Source organism: Sulfitobacter sp. HI0040, from assembly GCF_001634885.1.
GTDB lineage: Bacteria > Pseudomonadota > Alphaproteobacteria > Rhodobacterales > Rhodobacteraceae > Sulfitobacter.
The window spans coordinates 1-458 of the sequence record NZ_LWEX01000485.1; the positions used below are offsets into that span (position 1 = coordinate 1).

Annotated in this window: 1 pseudogene; it reads right to left on the minus strand. The window is 58.7% G+C overall.

Annotated elements, in window-relative coordinates:
- Positions 1–390, minus strand: a pseudogene (locus A3728_RS19235) (helix-turn-helix domain-containing protein); the annotation flags it as partial.
- Positions 391–458 lie beyond the last annotated feature (68 nt).

Genomic DNA, 458 nt, shown 5'->3' on the forward strand with positions numbered 1-458 from the left:
CCGTGTCGGCGGTTGCAAGCCCTCCTGCCAGCAAGCGCTGCGGATTTCTGTCACGACGCGCGACAAGCTCGAACGCTCCCGGCGCAAGAAATAGCGGCGAAGGTGCTCCTCGATTACCGCTTCGACTTTGCTGGATATTAACATCGTCCCGGTCGGGCGGCCCCGTTTCCGCGGAGCCAGAGCGCTGGTGCGCCCACCCTCTTCCGCCAACCGTTTTATCCAACGCCAGACCGTCGCCCTGCTGACACCAAGCTCCCAAACGGCGTCATTGATGCCACGTTCCAGGCTGCCAGTCCCATTGAGATATGCCTGAACAAGAGGGCGCAGCACCGCGGCCCTGCGCGCCTCTTCAGCACCAACAGCAACGCAGTCTTCGCCATCATCATTCATCGATATTTGCCGCAAATGTCTGTGAACCCTGTCTCAGGTTTAAGGGCAAAAATATCAGAATTAAAGGC